The sequence below is a fragment of the Duganella paludis genome (assembly GCF_054461335.1).
Genome location: NZ_CM136922.1, coordinates 5741383 through 5757631 on the forward strand (window position 1 = coordinate 5741383; position 16249 = coordinate 5757631).

Here is a 16249-nt window from a genome sequence, read left to right on the forward strand (position 1 = left end):
CTCACTTTTCGGAAAAAAGAATCATGACGACCGCAGCGCGAGATGAGCTTGAGCAGCGCCTGTGCCAGATCGCGCGCTCTTCCAGATGGTTTGTGTCGGCGCTGCGCGCCGCGCGCGAGCTGGAACTATCGTCCTGGTGCATCGGCGCCGGGGCGGTGCGCAACCTGGTGTGGGACGCCTTGCACGGCTACTCCACGCCGACGCCGCTGGCCGACCTTGATCTGGTCTACTTCGATGCGACCGACCTGTCGCCGGAGCGTGAGGCCGAACTTCAGCATCGACTGTCGCTGGCGATGCCCGGCACTCCTTGGGAAGTAACCAATCAGGCGGCGGTCCATCTATGGTTCGAAGACCAATTCGGCCATGCGGTCGAGCCGCTGCAATCGTTGCACGAGGCGGTGGCCTCGTGGCCCGAATACGCCACCTCGGTCGGTCTGCGCTTGCGCGCGGATGACACCATCGAAGTGATCGCGCCGCATGGCCTGGAGGATTTGTTCAACTGCGTCGTGCGACGCAATCCGACGCGCGTCAGCGTCGACACCTACCACATGCGCGTGCAGCAGAAGAAGTACGCGCTGCGCTGGCCGCGCGTGACGGTGCTGCAGGACTAGCCCGACTCAAGCCGCCAGCGCCAGGCGATAGCAAGCCTCGTTGGCGCTCGGGCCGGCGTGGATGCGCCGCACCGACACGGGTTGCTGCTCACCCAGCAGCGTCAGCATCGCCGGCAGATCCAGTCCATTGATGGCGGCCTGGAAGCGGCGCACCAGTTCCCGGTTGAGTTTTTCGCTGGGCGGTGTCTCCGCCGTCATCTCGCGCAGCCGGCGGCGCGCACGGGCCAGGTACTGGCGCGCATTGGCGGCGTTGGTGCCCAGCGCCGCCGCGATGTCGGCGTGCTCGCACTCGAACACTTCATGCAACACCAGCGCCAGGCGCTCGGACGGCGACAGGCAGGCCAGCATGCGGCCCAGCGCTTCGCCCAATTCCGCGCGCCGCAGCAGGCCGTCCTCGGGCGGCAAGGGCGCGGCTTCTGGCACCAGTTCCATGGAGATCTGCGCCGCCGCCGTCTCCCGTGCGTGCTTGCGCAGGCGATCAATGGACTGGTGCCGCACCACGGTGGTCAGCCAGGCCGCCGGCGTGGCCAGCGTCGCCGTATCCATACAACGCCACTTCAGAAAACAATCCTGCACGATGTCCTCGGCTTCCGCCTCGCTGCCGACGATGCGGCAGCTGATCGCCTTCAGGCGCGGGCGTAGCTGTTCGAACAGGGCAATGTCGGCAAGGCAGGGCATGGCGGATCTCCGTTGGTGGGCTGGCTCACCATGACGCTGGTCGCGGCCCGGATGTGACACGCCGGCGATTTATTTTTTGCCGGTCACACGCGGCCGCCCGCGTGCGTCAAGCGGACAGTAATCCCACTCTACCGCAAAAAGGACGACCATGAACGGTTTGATACCCACTGTGATTGAAACCACCGCGCGCGGCGAGCGCGCATTCGATATCTATTCACGCTTGCTGAAGGAGCGCGTGATTTTTCTGGTGGGCGAGGTGACCGAGCAATCGGCCAACCTGATCGTGGCCCAGCTGCTGTTCCTGGAGTCGGACAACGCCGACAAGGATATTTCGCTGTACATCAATTCGCCGGGCGGCTCGGTGTATGCCGGCATGGCGGTGTACGACACCATGCAGTTCATCAAGCCGGATGTGTCCACCCTTTGCACCGGCTTTGCCGCCAGCATGGGGTCCTTCCTGCTGGCGGCCGGCGCGATCGGCAAGCGTTTTGCCTTGCCCAACGCCCGCATCATGATTCACCAGCCGCACGGCGGTTCGCAGGGCGTGGCGTCCGATATCGAGATTCAGGCGCGCGAGGTGCTGTATCAGCGTCACCGCATCAACAGCATCCTCGCCGAGCGCACCGGCAGGACGGTGGAGCAGGTCGAAAGGGATTCGGACCGCGACAACTTCATGTCCGCCGGCGAAGGCGTGGAGTACGGCTTGATCGACCGTGTGCTGGTCACCCGCGTGCTGGATTAGCGCAGCATGTCGCCGGCGATCCAGTCCAGCACCGACGGGCGGTGCGGCTGCCAGCCCAGCTGCTTGCGCGCGCGTTCGCCGCGCACGCGGCTGTTCGAGCCGAGGCCGTAGGAGGCCATCTCGTAGCCCCATTCTTCCTTGGCTTCATCCAGCGGCCAGTCCTGCGCCGGGCCGAGGTTCAGCGCCTTGGCGATGGCGGCGGTCATGTCGCGGAACGCCGCTTCGCCGCTTTCCACGAAGTAGAAGGCGCCGGCTTCGGTTTTCTCCAAGGCCAGCAGATACAGGTCCACCACGTCGTCGATGTGCACATTCGACCAGATGTTGCGGCCGGGGCCGACGTGGCGCACGATGCCGCTCTTGCGCGCCTGCTTGAGCAGGCGTGGCAGCTGCACCGAGTCGCGCGGCAGCGCGCCGTGGCCGTAGATCAGGGTATTGCACAGCACCGCCGAGCGCACGCCTTTGTTGGCCGCGTCCAGCACGAGCTTGTCGATGGCGACGCGCGCGGCTTTGTCCGCAGTTGGTTCGGGGAGATTGTCTTCGTAGTAGATCTGTTCCGTGCCTTCGCCGCCGGAGGCGTCGCCGACGATGCTCGATCCGCTGGTGTGCAGGAATACCTTGCCGCTGCCGGCCAGCGCTTCCACGAAGGCTTCCACCGCCGCGCGGTTGTCGCTGCTGGCGGCGTTGATGACGGCGTCGGCGGCTCGCGCCTGCGCGATCAGCAGTTCGCGGTCGGTGAGGGAGCCGAGTACCCCGGTCACGCCGATTTTGCGAACTTCATCCAGTTGTTCGGGCTTGCGTACCAGACCCACGACTTCATGCCCGGCCTTGACCAGGCCTGCGGCAATTGAGCTTCCGATAAAACCTGCCGCGCCGGTGATGAATACTTTCATGCTGTGCTCCACTTAAATTCAGGAAGCCACCAGTATGGGGACAAAGCACGGGCGTAAATAGACAGCAACGCGCAAAGTTCAATTGAGCGAGGGGCAAGAATCGACTGCGATAAAACTAGAGGGGAAATTTCGCGCGGGTTTGGGCGCTGGATATTGCGAAGCGCGTAGCCTGGTTTGCGGGCTGCGGCGGGGGAAGCAGTTTAGAAGTACACGGTCGCGGTGATGGTCGAACGGTAGGTGTCCGGTTGCGGCGTTGCCTGTGCCGGGATGGAGCCGTGCACGGTGAGATTTTGCGTGCTGCCGCTGCCGGTGCCCGAGACGGTGTCGGTGCCTTGCGTGTTGCCCCAGTTGGCGCCGCCGGCGGTTTGGGTCAGGGCGTAGTTCACGGTGCTGGTGTTGCCGGCCGTGCCGCTCAATACGCGTGCGCCGATGCTGGAGCCGGTGCCGGTGCCGGCGTTCAGGCCGACGTTGTAGGGGGTGGTGTTGGTGCACACGATGTTGAGCGTGGTGTTGACGTTGACCGCCGTGGCCAGCACGCCTTGCGACTGGCCGAAGTCCAGCTGGTTGGCGGCGATGGTGCAGTCGGCGATGATCTTCAGCGTGACGTCGAAGGTGGTGGTGCGGTTGCCGTTGTTGTAGGTGGCGGCGCCGCTCAGCAGCGGCAACAAGGTGACGCCAAGTGCGGTTGCCAACGCTGCGCGGGACAGGGACTTGCTGATCATGGTGACCTCCATTTAAGTAAATCGTTTATCGCGGATAAGACAACTTTTGTTTCCGCTCTTCAATGGAATCAATTATTCATCAACTGAAAAAAACGCGCTTTTGCTAAAAGTGGTGAAACTTTTGGCGGCGTAGAAATCCGAAAAATATTTTGCTGTGCGGCACTTTTTTACAACACACGGGTTTTGCGCCCGGCGGTAAAGCTTTTTATTGCCGCGATCGGAAAGGAAGATGATAGGTGTGCACCAATATGGTGCCTGATGCAACACTTTGGTGCGCAGATCGGCGGGTCGCCCCTGCTTCAGCTGGCACAGCGATTGCATAGGACAGACATCATTTAACAAGTTTGTTTATATGCCCGATTGCACCGCACCGCGCGACCTCGCCGCCAGCACTGGCCACAGTGCCTGGCAGGCCAGTCTCACCCTCGGTTTCGCGGACGACGCCGGCACCACGCGGCTGTTCGACAAGCTCCACTACGGCCCGCTGCGCGTGCAGAAGGCGCTGTATCCGGAGGATGGCAAGGTTTGCCACGCCATCATCGTCCATCCACCCGGTGGCGTGGTCGGCGGCGACCGGCTGGAGATCGACATCGGCGTCGGCGACCGCGCCCACGCCTTCATCACCACGCCGGGCGCGGCCAAGTGGTATCAGGCCAATAGCAAGGTGTCGCGCCAGACCATCCACCTGCATGTGAACCAGGACGCCGCGCTGGAATGGCTGCCGCAGGAAACCATCTTTTTTGATACCGCTAACGTCGTGCTGGAGCAGCATGTCGAACTGGCCGCTGGCGCCACCTTCCTCGGCTGCGAGATCCTGTGCATGGGCCGGCGCGGCTCGGGCGAGGTGTTCAACAGCGGCAGCATCCGCCAGCGCAGCAGCATCCGCCGCGACGGCAAGCTGATCTGGTGGGAGCAGGGCGACCTGATCGGCGGCCGGCTCGACAGCCCGCTGGCGCTCAACGGCCGTACCGTCTGCGCCACCCTGACCGCCGCCGGCAAGACGCTGCCGGCGGCGGTCATCAACGAGATCCGCGCCGACATCGCCGCCGACGGCGAGCATGTCTTCGGCGTGACACAAACCAAGGGCGTACTGGTGGCACGCCATCTGGGCGACGACAGCGAAACCGCGCGCCGCCTGATGCTCACCGTATGGCGCCGCGTGCGCCCGCATCTGCTGGGCCGCGCGGCCGTCACGCCGCGCATCTGGCAAACCTGAAAGAGAATACAACATGGATTTAACGCCACGCGAAAAAGATAAGCTGTTGATTTTTACCGCAGGTATCGTGGCCGAACGCCGCCTTGCCCGCGGCCTGAAGTTGAACTACCCGGAAGCGGTGGCGCTGATTACCTGCGCCATCATGGAAGGTGCCCGCGACGGCAAAACTGTCGCTCAACTGATGTCCGACGGCACGCGCATACTCACGCGCGCCGACGTCATGGAAGGTATCCCCGAAATGATTCCCGACATCCAGGTCGAAGCGACGTTCCCCGATGGGAGCAAGCTTGTGACTGTCCACAATCCCATCCCATAAAGGAGTTCATCATGATCCCAGGTGAATACAAGCTAGAAGACGGCGAGATCGACCTGAACGTGGGCCGCGAGACGGTCACCGTGGTCGTCACCAACCAGGGCGACCGTCCGGTGCAGGTGGGCTCGCATTTCCATTTTTTTGAAGCCAACTCGGTGCTCAAGCTGGAACGCTGGAAGGCCTATGGCATGCGGCTCAATATCGCCGCCGGCACCGCCGTGCGTTTCGAACCGGGCCAGCAGCGCACCGTGGAACTGGTGAAGCTGGACGGCGACCAGGAAATCTATGGCTTCAGCGGCAAAGTAATGGGCAAGCTGGACTCCACACCACCAAAAAGCTAAAAGGTTCTCATGGCTACAATCTCGCGCCGCGCCTACGCGGAGATGTTCGGTCCGACGACCGGAGATCGGATCCGCCTGGCGGACACGGAACTGTTTATCGAAATCGAGAAGGACTTCGCCACCTACGGCGAAGAAGTGAAATTCGGCGGCGGCAAGGTGATCCGCGACGGCATGGGCCAGTCGCAGCGCGTGGCCGCCGACGTGATGGACACGGTGATCACCAACGCGGTGATCGTCGACCATTGGGGCATCGTCAAGGCCGACATCGGCCTGAAAAACGGCATGATCGCCGCCATCGGCAAGGCCGGCAATCCGGACATCCAGCCGAATGTGACCATGGCCATCGGCGGCGCCACCGAGATCATCGCGGGCGAGGGCATGATCGTCACCGCCGGCGGGGTCGACACGCACATCCACTTCATCTGCCCGCAGCAGATCGAGGAGGCGCTGATGAGCGGCGTCACCACCATGATCGGCGGCGGCACCGGGCCGTCGGCCGGCACCTCGGCCACCACCTGCACGCCGGGGCCGTGGCATTTGCATTCCATGCTGCAGGCGGCCGATGCATTCCCGATGAACCTGGGCTTCCTCGGCAAGGGCAACGTCAGTTTGCCGGCGCCGCTGGAGGAGCAGGTGCTGGCCGGCGCCATCGGCCTCAAGCTGCACGAGGACTGGGGCAGCACGCCGGCCGCCATCGACAACTGCCTGTCCGTGGCCGACAAAATGGATATCCAGGTCGCCATCCACAGCGACACGCTGAACGAAGGCGGCTACCTGGCCGACACGCTGGCCGCGTTCAAGGACCGCACCATCCACACCTTCCACACCGAAGGCGCGGGCGGCGGCCATGCGCCGGACATCATTGCGGCGGTGGGCGAATCGAACGTGCTGCCGTCGTCGACCAATCCTACGCGGCCGTACACCATCAACACGCTGGACGAGCACCTGGACATGCTGATGGTATGCCACCACCTGGACGCCGCCATCACCGAAGACGTGGCCTTCGCCGAATCGCGCATCCGCCGCGAGACCATTGCGGCGGAAGACATCCTGCACGACATCGGCGCCATCTCCATGATGTCGTCCGACTCGCAGGCCATGGGCCGCGTGGGCGAGGTGGTGATGCGCACCTGGCAGACCGCGCACAAGATGAAGGTGCAGCGCGGGCCGCTGGCGCCGGATTCTTCGCGCAACGATAACTTCCGCGTCAAGCGCTACATCGCCAAGTACACCATCAACCCGGCCATCACGCACGGCATCGCGCATGCGTTGGGCTCGGTGGAAGTGGGCAAGATCGCCGACCTGGTGGTGTGGCGGCCGGCCTTCTTCGGCGTCAAGCCGACCATGATACTGAAGGGCGGCATGATCGCGGCGGCGCTGATGGGCGATCCGAACGCGTCGATCCCGACGCCGCAGCCGGTGCACTACCGGCCGATGTTCGGCGCCTTCGGCGGCGGCTTGAAGAAGTCCTTCACCTTCGTGTCGCAGGCGGCGTATGACGCCGGCATCGGCGATGCGCTGAAACTGAACAAAACGCTGATCGTGGCCAAGGGCATGCGCACGCTGCGCAAGTCCGACATGATCCACAACAGCCTGGCGCCGAAGATGGACGTCAATCCCGAAACCTATGAAGTGCGCGCCAATGGCGAGTTGCTGGTGTGCGAGCCGGCCGACGTCCTGCCGATGGCGCAGCGCTATTTCCTGTTCTGATTATGCTCACCTCATTATGTTGACATTACATACGAAAATCCCGCACGCTGAGACCATTGCCGCCCAACTGGTGCTGCCCTACGAACTGCGCGAGAAGTGCCGCCTGCGCGCGACGCTGGACAACGGCGAAGACGTGGCGGTGTTCACCGTGCGCGGCACCGTGCTGCGCGACGGCGACCTGCTGACCGGCGAAGACCAGCGCGTGGTGCGCGTGGTGGCCGCGCCGGAGCCGACCTACAAAGTCACGTGTGCCGACGCGCACGCGCTGCTGCGCTGCGCCTTCCATCTGGGGAACCGCCACACGCAGGCGCAGGTGGGCGATGGCTTCCTGCGCATCCGCGCCGACGCCGTGCTGAAGGAAATGCTGGCGGGACTGGGCGCCACCGTGGTGGAAGAGATGGCGGCGTTCGAGCCGGAATCCGGCGCCTACGGCGGCGGCCATGGCCACCACCATGAAAACGGCCCGCTGGCGCCGATCCCGTTGCGCCAGAAAATCCATCGTCCGGGAGACCCGAAATGACCCGCGCCCCGTCGTCCTCGCGAAAGCGGGGACCCATGCTGAGCTTATCGGCACGCGGCCTATGGGTTCCCGCGTGCGCGGGAACGACGGGGTGGTGATGCAGGCGACCGCGCTGCTGCATCTGCTGCAATTCGCCAGCCCGGCCTTGCCGATCGGCGCCTACAGCTATTCGCAAGGGCTGGAGGCCGCGCTGGAAAACGGCACGGTGCACAACGCCGACACCGCGCGCGCCTGGATAACCCGTCACCTGCACGAAGTGGTGGCGCAATGGGAAGCGCCGATCAGCTGGCGGCTAATGCAAGCCTGGTCGCGCCGCGACTGGCGTGCCGTCGCCGATTGGAGCGAAAAATTCATCGCCTCGCGCGACAGCGCCGAGTTCCGCGCCGAGACCATCCAGATGGGCTACTCGCTCACCAAGCTGGTCGCCGAATTGGGCATTACCGATGCCGAGATGCTGGCGCAACTCCAGGCCGAACCGGAAGTGGCGCTGCCGACCGCCTTCGCCTGCGCCGTCGCCGCACTCAACATCCCGCACGAGGCCGCGCTGCTGGCCATGCTGTTCGCCTGGGCCGAGAACCAGGTGCTGGTGTGCGTAAAGTCGGTGCCATTGGGGCAGGTGGCGGGTCAGCGCATGCTGCTGTCGCTGCGCGAAGAAATCGAAGCCGCCGCCCGTTACGCGCAAACCGTCGGCGACGACGACATGAGCAACTGGGCGCCGGGCCTGTCGCTGCTGTCGATGCAACACGAAGTTCAATACAGCCGTTTATACAGATCCTGAAAGAGCAAATATGACTACCTCCAATCCTCTGCGCGTCGGCATCGGCGGCCCTGTCGGCTCGGGCAAAACCGCGCTGTGCGAAATGCTGTGCAAGGGCATGCGCGACCACTACGACATGGCCGTCATCACCAACGACATCTACACCAAGGAAGACATGGAGATCCTGCTGCGCGCGGACGCGCTGCCGGCCGAGCGTCTGATGGGCGTGGAAACCGGCGGCTGCCCGCACACGGCCATCCGCGAAGACGCGTCCATCAACCTGGAAGCCATCGCCCGCATGCAGGCCGACTTCCCCAATCTCGACCTGATCCTGGTGGAGTCGGGCGGCGACAACCTGGCCGCCACCTTCAGTCCGGAGCTGTCCGACCTGACCATCTACGTGATCGACGTCGCCGGCGGCGAGAAGATCCCGCGCAAGGGCGGTCCCGGCATCACCCGCTCCGACCTCCTCATCATCAACAAGACCGACCTGGCGCCGCACGTGGGCGCGGACCTGGACGTGATGGCGCGCGACGCCAAGCAGCAGCGCGGCAACCGGCCGTTCTTCTTCACCAATCTGCGCAGCGGCGAGGGCGTGACCAAGGTCATCGACTTCATCCGCGAACAAGGCCTGCTGGGCCAAACCCCACACTAGGAGCACACATGAAAAAAATCGCAGCAGCGTTGGTCCTGGCCGCTTCCAGCGGCGCCGCCCTGGCCCACAGCGGCGCCGGCGCGCACTCGCACGGCTTCCTGGCCGGCTTCACCCATCCGTTCACCGGTCTCGATCACTTGCTGGCGATGCTGGCGGTGGGCGCGTGGAGCGTGCGCCAGCCCAACGCCAAATGGCTGCCCGCCACCTTCATCGGCATGCTGCTGGCCGGCATGGCCAGCGGCATGGTCGGGCTGTCGCTGCCGGGCCTGGAAACCGGCATCGCGTTGACGGTGGTGTTGATGGGTTTGCTGGTGGCGCTGGCGGCACGTCTGCCGGCGGCTGTGGGCGCGGTGATGGTGGGGACGTTTGCCATCCTGCACGGCAACGCCCACGGCCATGAACTGCCGCAGGCGATCAGCGCCGCCGGATTGCTGGCGGCCAGCCTGGTGCTGGTCTACGGTGGGAGTCTACTGGGCCGGGTGAGCCCGTCGCTGGCGGTCAAGGCCTCGGGTGCGGCGATCGCCGCCACCGGCGTGGTGCTGGCGGCGACCGCCTAAGCGTTATTTGCGCTCGTCGGTGCGGCGTTCCTGCAGCACGATGGGCGCTTCGTTTTCCGGATACAGGCCGTGATGGCCGTCGTAGACGGCGCGGATGGCGGCCATGTCGGCATCCTTGTCGCCGCTCAGGTGCAGGTGGTCCTTCACGGCCAGCGTCTTGTTCGGATAGTCGATGTACACCAGGCACAGCGGCACCTTGGCCTCCAGCGCCAGGTGATAGAAGCCGCTCTTCCAGTGCGGGCGATAGCCGCGCGTGGCTTCCGGCGTGATGCCGACCCAGTACCAGTCGGCCGCGTTCATGCGCTCGGCCTGGGCGCGAATCATGCCTTGCGGCGCGCTGCGGTCGACCGGCTCGCCGCCGAGCGAACGGAACCAGCCGCCCAGCGGCGACTTGAACAGCGAATCCTTGGCCAGCCAGCGGAACGGCAGGTTGAGCGCCCACTTGCCGAACAGGCCGATCATGAAGTCCCAGTTCGAGGTGTGCGGATACACCACGGCGATGCCGCGCGGACCGGGCAGGGGACGGTACAGCATGCGCCAGCCAAACAGCTTGAGCACGCGCAGCGCGACGCGCTGGCGCCAACCCGGCAGGTCCGCCAGTTTCAATTCAAATTCGTTCATCTCACTACATCCCGTTTTATTTTTTATATCTTTATACTATTGACAGCTTGTTATTCAGCTGTTCAAAAAGTAGCGCGCATTCTATAGCGGACCCGACGGTGGCACAAGCTTGAACTTTTCTCATCATTGCCCGTCCAATAAGCATGACGACGAAAACGATACTCTGCCTGGGCGTCGGCGTACCGTCTTTGCCGGCGGACTGGGACGTGATTCCGGCCGCCACGCCGGCTGAAGCGCGCCGTCATTTCAAGGCGCGGCCATGCGCGGTCGGCCTGTTGCTGGTGCGGGAGACGGACAGCTGCGACGATCTCAACGCCTTCCTGTGCGATCACTGGATGGTGCACTGGATCGCCGTGCTGCCGCCGGCCGCGCTGGCGCACCCCGGCTGGCGCCAGCTGCTGCTCGACCATTGCGCCGATTACCACAGCTGGCCGGTCGATGGCGAGCGGCTGCGGCACGCGCTCGGCCATGCGCTCGGCATGGCGGCCTTGCGCGAGGAGCCCGCGCCCGCAGGCGGCGCCGACGATGTCGCGCTGACCGGGAAAAGTCCCGCCATCACGCGCTTGCGGCGGCAGATCGTCAAGGTGGCGGCGGCCAGCGCGCCGGTATTGATCTGGGGCGAGAGCGGCAGCGGCAAGGAGCTGGCGGCGCAGGCCGTGCACGCGCATTCGCCGCGCCGCAAGGGGCCGTTCGTGCCGATCAATTGCGGCGCCATTCCCGGCTCGCTGATTCAATCGGAGCTGTTCGGCCATGAGCGCGGCGCCTTCACCGGCGCCGCGCGCGACAAACGCGGCCTGATCGAAAGCGCGCAGGGCGGCTCCATCTTCCTCGACGAAATCGGCGATCTGCCGATGGAGCTGCAGGCCAACCTGCTGCGCTTCCTGCAGGAGCGCACCATTTACCGCGTCGGCGGCACCCGCAGCATCGCGGTCGATGCGCGCGTGATCGCCGCCTCGCACGTCAACCTGGCGCAGGCGGTGCAGCGCGGCGCCTTCCGCGAAGACCTGTATTACCGGCTCAACGTGCTGGCGCTGGACGTGCCACCGCTGCGCGAACGGCGCGAGGACCTGCTGTCGTTGGCGGAGCATTTCTTCCGCACCTTCTCCAGCGAGCGCGCGCCGCGCGTGCGCGGTTTCAGCAGCCGCGCCGAGCAGGCCATCCGCGAGTACAACTGGCCCGGCAACGTGCGCGAGCTGATCAACCGCGTGCGGCGCGCCATGGTGATGGCCGAGGGCCGCCTGATCCTGGCGCAGGACCTGGGCCTGGAGCCGGCCGCCTCGGCCAAGGCGCCGCTGCAACTGGACGACGCCCGCATCCGCGCCGAGCGCGACGCCATCGACGCCAGCCTGCTGCGCGCCGGCCGCAATATCACCTTGGCCGCGCGCGATCTCGGTGTATCGCGCATGACGTTGTATCGCCTGTTGGCCAAGCACGGGATCAATGCGCCGTCGCAAGGCCGTTACACCGACGTCCCCAGCGAATGAAGCGGCGCTGTCGCAGCGGTGTGACGGTTTGCGGCGCAAATCAAGCGGCGCCAGGGCGCGCCTGGCGCGCTTTCGCAGCGATATCAAGAGCTTGCGGCGACTGGCACCAAGATTGCAAAAGAGGACAGGCCGGAAGAGAGGTCTTCAGGCGCGCGTTTACACACGTTGGTTCACATTACATCCATTCTTCAGGCAGGAGCAGCTATGAAAAAATCAATCATCGGGGTCGCCATCGCACTGGCTTTCAGTGCACAGGCTTATGCACAAACAGCTACTACGCAATCGGGCGCCGGGCCCAGCGCCAACGACAATTCCAGCGCCGTCCAGGACAGCAGCACCAACAATCACAACAACAACAACCACAGCACCGGCGGCGCGTCCGCCAGTGCGGTCGGCAGCGCGGCGGCCAACAACGGCGGCACCTCCACGTCGACCTTGAGCAATGCCTACAACCAGTCCAGCGCCAACGCCACGAGCACGCTGACCGGCACGGTCAACGGCAACACCGTGCACGACATCGGCAACCGCGCCAGCAATAGCGGCAACAGCACCGGCGGCGATGGTTATGGCGGCGTCGGCGGCAACGCCACCGGCGGCGCTGCGGCGGCCACCGGCGGCAGCGGTGGCGCCAGCTATGGCGGCTACGGCGCCGCAGGCGGCACTGGTGGCAATGCCAGCAACGGCAGCGCCTCCAATGGTGCGCCGTCGGTGGGCACTACCGTCGGCGGCAATGGCGGTGCGGGTGGTAACGCCGCCAACGCCAACAGCGGCGCCGGCGGGGCCGGCGGCTCGGGCGGCTTGGGCGGCGCCGGCGGCGCCGGCGGTGAAACCTACGGCGGTACCGGCGGCCAGGGTGGCGCCACCGGCGGGGCCGGCGGCGGCGCCGGCGGTGCGGCGGGTGCGGGCGGCGCAGGGTCGTATGGCGGCGGCGCCGGTAGCAGCTCCGGCAACACCAGCAGCGCTGCGACCGCCGGCGCGGGCACGGGCGGTGCGGCCAGCTCGTCGAACAGCAATACCAGCGACGGCGGCGGCATGCCGGTGGCGCAGACCGGTACCGCGACCTCGGGCGCGGGAACCGGCGGCGGTGCCGGCTCGGGTGACGGCACCAGTACTTCGGGCGCGGCCACCGGCGGCGCCGGTGGTGCGGGTGCGGCTGGTGGTACCGGCGGCGCCGGGGCGGCCGCTACCACCGGTGCGGGTGGCGCCGGCGCGGCAGGCGGCACGGCCAGCAGCACCGGTGCAGCCGGCGGCGCGGGCGCGGCCGGCGGCACCGGTGGCAACAGCGGCGCGGCCTCGAACACGGGCGGTAACGGCGCGGCAGGTGGGGCGGCCACCGGCGGCACGGCCAGCAATGGCGATCCGACCAATGGCAACGCCACGGGCGGCGCCGGCGGAGCAGGCGGTGCGGGTGGCGGCGGCAACACCGCCGGCGCCGGCGGCTCGGGCGGCACCAATACCGCTGGCGCGGCAACGGGGGGCGCCGGCGCGGGTGGCACTGGCGGTGCGGGCGCCGCCATCACGGTCGATGCCGGCACGTTCAATATGTCCAACACGATGAGCAGCGTCGGCCAGTCGGCCGCCGGCATCATGGTGGCGGCGCAGAACAGCGGCATCGCTTCGCTGGTGCAGCAGAGCGTCAACGTGCAGGCCAACCTGTCGGTGGGTCGCTAAGCACAGCAGGGCGGGGCAGGCGCATGCCGGCTTGCCCCGCTCCCTTGAGGGAAGGAGAGACTATGCGATTACTCGGTAACTACCTGGCGGCGCTGGCCTGCGCCGCCTGCTGGCAGGCCGTGGCCGCCGATGCGGCGCCGGCGCCCGCGCCGGACGATCCGCCGGGCTTCGATGTTGCGCCGGTGTCGTTGGAGCTGCTGGCGCAGCTGCGCGGCGGCGCCGACACGGTCAGCAACGAGCTGCAACTGAACGGCGCGGTCAGCGGCAACGCGGCGGTCAACGTCGTGACGGGCGCCAACAGCATCGGCAGCGCCTCGTTCAGCAATGCCTCCGGCCTGCCGGTGGCGATACAGAATTCCGGCGCCAATGTGCTGATACAGAACGCCACCATCATCAACATCCAGATGCAATGAAGCAGATCCAATGAAACTTTTTGCCACGATATTGCTGGCCGCCTGCGCTACATCGGCAGCGGCGTTCGGCGCCGACCTGCCCAGCGTGGGCGGCGCCGGCTACACGCTGCCCGTGACCAGCCTGAAAGCGCTGCGTTTCCGCTCGACGATACGCCAGCAGCACGACTTCAGTTGCGGTTCGGCGGCGCTGGCGACGTTGCTGAGCTATCACTACGACAAGCCGGTCACCGAGGAACAGGTGTTTTCGGCCATGTACGCGCAGGGCGACCAGGCGCGCATCCAGCGCGAGGGCTTCTCGCTGCTGGACATGAAGCGCTACCTGGCGCAGCTGGGCTTTATCGCCGACGGCTACCAGCAGCCGCTGCAAAAGCTGGCCGAGGCGCGCTTTCCCGCCATCGCCCGCATTGTGGAGAACGGCTACCTGCATTTTGTCGTCATCAAGGGCCTGGACCAGCAGCGCGTGCTGATCGGCGACCCGGCCGGCGGTACCCGCGCGCTGAGCCGCGACGCCTTCGAGGCCATGTGGCCCGACCGGCTGCTGTTCGTGATCCACAACTGGTCGGGCCAGCCGCGCTTCAACCAGGCCGCCGAATGGCGGATCGCGCCGCAGGCGCCGCTGGGCGCCGGCATCGGCCGCGGCAGCCTGTCCGACGTGGTGCTGCCCAAGAACGGCAGCGGTAATTTTTGAAACGGAGATCCACCATGCGTAGCTGCTATTCCATCCTGGCGGGCGCGCTGCTGGCTTGCGCCGCCGTGTCCCAGGCCGGGGCCGAGGCTTCCGTTGTCGATGACTGGATCGCGGTCGACGACAGCGAGCTGGAGCAGGCGCGCGGCGGTTACGCGGTCGGCGGCGGGCTGATGCTGTCGCTAGGTGTCGAACGTTTGGTTTCGATCAATGGCAGTGTTGTAGCCAGCACCCATTTTTCCATCGCCGATATGACACAGTTAAGTGCTGCGGAAGCCGCGATGGCCAGCGAAGCGCTGGCCGCCGTGGTGGTACAGAATGGCGTCGGCAATCTGGCCGAGCCGCTGTCCGCGCAGGGACTGGGGGCGCTGGTGATCCAGAACAGCGTAAACGACCAGGCGATACGCAGCCAGACGACGATCAACACTACCGTCAGCAACCTGGCCTTGCTCAGGGCGGTCAATTTTGAAAGCGGTTTGCGCGATGCCTTGAGCGCTGCGGTCGTCAAGTAATTCAACTTGAGGAGCGACGATGCGTTCGAGTGTGAAGCGACATGCCAGCGTGCTGGCGATGATGGTATGGAGCGCGGGTGTCCAAGCCCAAGCGCAGGCGCAAAATCCCGACGACGGCCGCCCGCCGGCGGTGGCGCCGCTGTTCGAGCAGCCGGGCGTGCTGACGCCGCGCGGCAAGCTGGTGGTGGAGCCGTCGCTGCAATTCGGCTATTCGTCGAGCAACCGGGTGGTGCTGGTGGGGTACACCATCATCCCGGCCTTGCTGATCGGCTTGGTGGACGTGCGCGAGGTCAAGCGCAACACCATCACCGGCGCGCTGACCGGCCGCTACGGCCTGAGCAACCGCGCCGAGCTGGAAATCAAGCTGCCGTATGTCTACCGCAGCGACTCCACCGTCAGCCGCGAGATCTTCACCGGCACCGGCGTCGACCGCGTGTTCGAGACCAGCGGCCGGGCCGTGGGCGACGCCGAACTGGCGGTGCGCTACCAGCTCAACGCCGGCGGCGCCGACCGCGCCTATTACGTGGCCGGGCTGCGCTTCAAATCGCGCACCGGCAACGATCCGTTCAGCGTGGTAACGGACTGCACCCAGCGCTGCGTCGGCCCCAACGCCACCGGCACCGGCCTGCCGCTGGAACTGCCGACCGGCTCCGGCTTCTACGCCCTCCAGCCCAGCCTGACCTGGCTGTACCCGAGCGACCCGGCGATTCTGTTCGGCAGCGTCAGCTACCTGCACAACTTCAAGCGTAGCGGCTTGAGCCGTCGGGTGCTGAACGGCGAGTCGGAGCCGCTGGGCACGGTCGCGCCGGGAGACGTCATCGGTTTCAATTTCGGCATCGGCCTGGCCTTGAACGACAGGGCGCTGATCAGCTTCGGCTACGACCACAGCTCGGTCGCCCGCACCAAGCAGAACGGCATTCCGGTGCCGGGCTCGGTGCGTACCCAGCTGGGCACGCTGCTGACCGGTTTTTCCTACCGCATCAGCGACAAAGCCACGATCAACGTCGCTGTCGGCGCCGGCCTGACGCGCGACACGCCGGACGTGCAACTGTCGTTCCGGCTGCCGATGACGTTTTAAATTCGGTCGCAACGCCTGTTTTACAACGCGAACGCATGCGTTTCGTGCATTTAAGGTATTGTAATGCTCTTGA

Annotated in this window: 20 protein-coding genes and 1 pseudogene; 16 read left to right on the forward strand and 5 right to left on the reverse strand. The window is 65.8% G+C overall.

Annotated elements, in window-relative coordinates:
- Window positions 1–23: 23 nt before the first annotated feature.
- Complete coding sequence (locus tag ACXZ1M_RS25385; protein WP_459050370.1) at window positions 24–611, forward strand: nucleotidyltransferase family protein; 588 nt, start codon at window positions 24–26, stop codon at window positions 609–611.
- A 6-nt stretch (window positions 612–617) separates the two neighbouring features.
- Here the strand turns inward: ACXZ1M_RS25385 and ACXZ1M_RS25390 are convergent, their stop codons facing one another.
- Window positions 618–1289 carry a sigma-70 family RNA polymerase sigma factor gene (locus ACXZ1M_RS25390; RefSeq protein ID WP_459050371.1) on the reverse strand — a complete coding sequence of 224 codons (672 nt, stop codon included), beginning with the start codon at window positions 1287–1289 and terminating at the stop codon, window positions 618–620.
- Between the two features lie 139 nt (window positions 1290–1428).
- Between ACXZ1M_RS25390 and clpP the strand changes: the two are divergent.
- A pseudogene (gene clpP, locus ACXZ1M_RS25395) lies at window positions 1429–2031 on the forward strand (ATP-dependent Clp endopeptidase proteolytic subunit ClpP); the annotation flags it as partial.
- Here clpP and ACXZ1M_RS25400 read toward each other — a convergent pair.
- The 3 genes from ACXZ1M_RS25400 to ACXZ1M_RS25410 form a co-directional block, all read right to left on the reverse strand.
- Window positions 2028–2921, reverse strand: coding sequence for an NAD-dependent epimerase/dehydratase family protein (locus tag ACXZ1M_RS25400; protein ID WP_459050372.1), 894 nt, complete (start codon window positions 2919–2921; stop codon window positions 2028–2030). The pseudogene clpP and the gene ACXZ1M_RS25400 overlap by 4 nt on opposite strands.
- Before the next feature lie 200 nt (window positions 2922–3121).
- Window positions 3122–3643, reverse strand: a complete 522-nt coding sequence (locus ACXZ1M_RS25405) for a Csu type fimbrial protein (RefSeq protein WP_459050373.1) — start codon at window positions 3641–3643, stop codon at window positions 3122–3124.
- A 72-nt stretch (window positions 3644–3715) separates the two neighbouring features.
- Entirely contained in the window at window positions 3716–3964 is a 249-nt protein-coding gene (locus ACXZ1M_RS25410) for a hypothetical protein (protein WP_459050374.1), read from the reverse strand.
- Window positions 3965–3995: 31 nt separating this feature from the next.
- On the opposite strand from ACXZ1M_RS25410, the gene ACXZ1M_RS25415 reads away from it, so the two are divergent.
- The 8 genes from ACXZ1M_RS25415 to ACXZ1M_RS25450 all read left to right on the forward strand — a co-directional run bounded on the left by ACXZ1M_RS25415 (window position 3996) and on the right by ACXZ1M_RS25450 (window position 9712).
- Window positions 3996–4859 carry an urease accessory protein UreD gene (locus ACXZ1M_RS25415; RefSeq protein WP_459050375.1) on the forward strand — a complete coding sequence of 288 codons (864 nt, stop codon included), beginning with the start codon at window positions 3996–3998 and terminating at the stop codon, window positions 4857–4859.
- A gap of 13 nt (window positions 4860–4872) precedes the next feature.
- The gene (locus ACXZ1M_RS25420; protein WP_117010090.1) at window positions 4873–5175 is read left to right on the forward strand and encodes an urease subunit gamma; all 303 of its coding nucleotides are present in this window, start codon (window positions 4873–4875) and stop codon (window positions 5173–5175) included.
- An 11-nt stretch (window positions 5176–5186) separates the two neighbouring features.
- A complete protein-coding gene (locus ACXZ1M_RS25425; RefSeq protein WP_459050376.1) occupies window positions 5187–5513 on the forward strand; it encodes an urease subunit beta in 327 nt (108 codons plus the stop codon).
- Between the two features lie 9 nt (window positions 5514–5522).
- Complete coding sequence (gene ureC / locus ACXZ1M_RS25430) at window positions 5523–7223, forward strand: urease subunit alpha (RefSeq protein ID WP_459050377.1); 1701 nt, start codon at window positions 5523–5525, stop codon at window positions 7221–7223.
- 16 nt (window positions 7224–7239) lie between these two features.
- A complete protein-coding gene (gene ureE, locus ACXZ1M_RS25435) occupies window positions 7240–7743 on the forward strand; it encodes an urease accessory protein UreE (RefSeq protein ID WP_459050378.1) in 504 nt (167 codons plus the stop codon).
- Window positions 7744–7840: 97 nt separating this feature from the next.
- Window positions 7841–8521 (forward strand): urease accessory protein UreF, encoded by a 681-nt coding sequence (locus ACXZ1M_RS25440; RefSeq protein ID WP_459054073.1) that lies wholly within the window; start codon window positions 7841–7843, stop codon window positions 8519–8521.
- Between the two features lie 10 nt (window positions 8522–8531).
- The gene (gene ureG / locus ACXZ1M_RS25445; protein WP_459050379.1) at window positions 8532–9155 is read left to right on the forward strand and encodes an urease accessory protein UreG; all 624 of its coding nucleotides are present in this window, start codon (window positions 8532–8534) and stop codon (window positions 9153–9155) included.
- 8 nt (window positions 9156–9163) lie between these two features.
- The gene (locus tag ACXZ1M_RS25450; RefSeq protein ID WP_459050380.1) at window positions 9164–9712 is read left to right on the forward strand and encodes a HupE/UreJ family protein; all 549 of its coding nucleotides are present in this window, start codon (window positions 9164–9166) and stop codon (window positions 9710–9712) included.
- Window positions 9713–9715: 3 nt separating this feature from the next.
- Here ACXZ1M_RS25450 and ACXZ1M_RS25455 read toward each other — a convergent pair whose 3' ends face one another.
- The gene (locus tag ACXZ1M_RS25455; RefSeq protein ID WP_459050381.1) at window positions 9716–10333 is read right to left on the reverse strand and encodes a 1-acyl-sn-glycerol-3-phosphate acyltransferase; all 618 of its coding nucleotides are present in this window, start codon (window positions 10331–10333) and stop codon (window positions 9716–9718) included.
- A 143-nt stretch (window positions 10334–10476) separates the two neighbouring features.
- On the opposite strand from ACXZ1M_RS25455, the gene ACXZ1M_RS25460 reads away from it, so the two are divergent.
- The 6 genes from ACXZ1M_RS25460 (at window position 10477) to ACXZ1M_RS25485 (ending at window position 16176) form a co-directional block, all read left to right on the forward strand.
- Window positions 10477–11817 carry a sigma-54 dependent transcriptional regulator gene (locus ACXZ1M_RS25460; protein WP_459050382.1) on the forward strand — a complete coding sequence of 447 codons (1341 nt, stop codon included), beginning with the start codon at window positions 10477–10479 and terminating at the stop codon, window positions 11815–11817.
- 204 nt (window positions 11818–12021) lie between these two features.
- Window positions 12022–13488, forward strand: coding sequence for a hypothetical protein (locus ACXZ1M_RS25465; protein ID WP_459050383.1), 1467 nt, complete (start codon window positions 12022–12024; stop codon window positions 13486–13488).
- 62 nt (window positions 13489–13550) lie between these two features.
- The gene (locus ACXZ1M_RS25470) at window positions 13551–13901 is read left to right on the forward strand and encodes a hypothetical protein (RefSeq protein WP_459050384.1); all 351 of its coding nucleotides are present in this window, start codon (window positions 13551–13553) and stop codon (window positions 13899–13901) included.
- A 10-nt stretch (window positions 13902–13911) separates the two neighbouring features.
- The gene (locus tag ACXZ1M_RS25475) at window positions 13912–14589 is read left to right on the forward strand and encodes a C39 family peptidase (RefSeq protein ID WP_459050385.1); all 678 of its coding nucleotides are present in this window, start codon (window positions 13912–13914) and stop codon (window positions 14587–14589) included.
- Between the two features lie 14 nt (window positions 14590–14603).
- Window positions 14604–15098, forward strand: coding sequence for a hypothetical protein (locus ACXZ1M_RS25480; protein ID WP_459050386.1), 495 nt, complete (start codon window positions 14604–14606; stop codon window positions 15096–15098).
- Window positions 15099–15117: 19 nt separating this feature from the next.
- Window positions 15118–16176 (forward strand): acetate kinase, encoded by a 1059-nt coding sequence (locus ACXZ1M_RS25485; protein ID WP_459050387.1) that lies wholly within the window; start codon window positions 15118–15120, stop codon window positions 16174–16176.
- Window positions 16177–16249: the final 73 nt, after the last annotated feature.